This window comes from Elusimicrobiota bacterium, from assembly GCA_026388075.1.
Taxonomy (GTDB): Bacteria; Elusimicrobiota; Endomicrobiia; order Endomicrobiales; family JAPLKN01; genus JAPLKN01.
The window spans coordinates 1-2,294 of sequence record JAPLKN010000098.1; the positions used below are offsets into that span (position 1 = coordinate 1).

The 2,294-nt window shown below is 39.7% G+C and carries 1 protein-coding gene; it reads right to left on the bottom strand.

From position 1 onward, the window contains the following. Positions 1–2,294, bottom strand: a 2,294-nt coding sequence (gene manA / locus NT145_05235) for a mannose-6-phosphate isomerase, class I (protein MCX5782088.1), incomplete at both ends; no start/stop codon positions are given.

Here is a 2,294-nt window from a genome sequence, read left to right on the forward strand (position 1 = left end):
AGCGCTTTCTCAAGCAGCATTTCTCCATTTTTTACTATTTGCCATACTCCTTCTGCAATGCCTATCAGTTCCGGCGCTTCATGCTCAGGCGCAAAATTCTGTTCGCAGTCGCGCTTGGCTTTTTCATTTGCGGGATTTTCCGGGATTGAAGCTTTGCAAAGCTGGGCATTATCTGAAATTGACTTTATCCTATAACCTCCGCATGCAAACGGAATAAAAGCAGTTTCTCCCTTGTTAAGTTCCAACTCTGTGCCGTCATTTGAAATTACCTTAACTGAACCTTCCAGAACAATCAGTGAATCAGCGCCGGACATTTTCTTGGTTTTGTGTATCTGGCCTTTGGCAATATTGATATTGCTCATCTCAAATTCGGCAGATGGAGTTATATAAACAGTTTCGGTTTCAGAGACCTTTTGCTTTTCGCATTTTATTATTCCACCTGCTTTAAACGTCAGTATTTTAAGAAGTTCTTTTATATCTTTGGTCTTTTTAGTAAGGCCTCCGCGTAAAACGTTATCGGAATTGGCCATCAGTTCCATTCCGGACCCTTCCAGATAGGCGTGCGGTTCTCCGGCATCAATAAACATCGCGTCCCCTGGTTCAAGTTTTTCAAGATTAAACAATAAGACGGATAAAATTCCGCTGTCATTTTCGTTATAATCATCAGGGTTCTCTTTTATTATCTGAGCAATATGGTTTATCCAGTAGGCTTCATCTTTAGGTTCAGTTGTTTTTCTAATTTTTGTAGTGTTTTTTGCGTACGCTATTAAATCCTTGACGATAGGGGCAAGCTCGTCATCTGACGTATTCATAAAAGTTGAATAGAAATTCCTTAAAGCTTCATTTTTTTGATGGTCGGTGGATCCAATATTTTCAACAACTGTTTTAAATTTGTCATACCCGGGAATTTTTGAACCTAGCCCGGTTTTTTTAATCTGCGTTACAATATCACTATATTCCCTGAACCCATTTAATGCCCAGAATTCCGTAAGCGCCCTTATAATTTCAGGCTTATGATTGCTATCCTTATAGTTTTTGTTTCCTTCCTTAAACCTCCTCGCCGCCCATTCTTTATAGGGATGTCCCTGAATGGAGAGTGTTTTTGCTGCAGAAAGCACTTTCAGAAGATATGGAAGTGTCCTGCCAAACTGCCTTAACGCCTCTCTTCCTAATACTTTTTCCGCTGACCATTTTATTAATTCATTAATGCCGAATTCCATACCGGATATATCCGCTTTTGCCGGGAGAGTGGGATTCGCGCCGATCCAAAGCTCCGCATTGGGCTTTTTCTCAGGATTATCTATGCCCAGAAGTTCCGGAATAAATTTTTTATCCCCCCAAACATAATTTTGAACCCCGCATCTTATTTTAAGTGGAATAGGATGGGCATTATATTGCAGTATTGCTTTTGCATGGGCTTGTAAGTTGCTAAGCTTTATATCCAGGATATTTAATATATTTTTAAATGTCACTTCAGATATTCTGAATGTTTTTCGCAGTATTTCATAATTAAATCTGGGCTTACCGATTGTTAAAGCATTCTTAACGATACACTCAATAATCTTATTCTCAAGAAGTGTTTTTAGAGCCCCTTGAGATTTCTGATTGTATCCTCCGAAAATCTCATCCAGTGATATGCTCTTTAATGGCATATGCAGAGGATTCTGCAGCTCAATAAGATCCCAGCCCCTCTGCATAATTAGCTCTTTAAAATCCTCATAACCAAATTGTTGATACAGCTGGTCAAAAGTAAAAGATGTTTCAAAATCCGGCAACGTAAGGTTTAGAATTTTAAGCATTTCATCTCCGGTTTTGTCGGAAATGTCTAATGCCGCGAAGGTGGCTTTCTTTGTCCTTTTTATCCAGTTAAGTACTTTTATGGCTCTCTTGAATTTTTCAAGGACTTCTATTTTTTGATTTGCTGAGAGAGTTTTTAACGATTTTAATAAATTGTCTCGGTAAGTGCTTATAAATTCTTTCAGTTCGTAAAGATTTGAGTCTGGTTCTTCGGTATACTGGCTTCTTGCGATCGTCAGCGGCGCTTCGGGATGATTAAGGTTAAACTGCCAGTGCAGACTTACTGCTATCCTTTGAAATACTTCGCCTCCGAAATCCAGCTTGACTGTAAATAGAGCATCATCGCCAGCTTGTTCCATGGCAGTAAATATCTGCCTCAGTATGCCGATGGTCCCTCTCGTGCGCAGTTTTCTTGACTGAACGCTCATTACCCCGTGCAGGTCAACAAACTGTTTTGCAGCTATTTTCAATGCTTTTCTTAAAGTTAACGCGCCGGC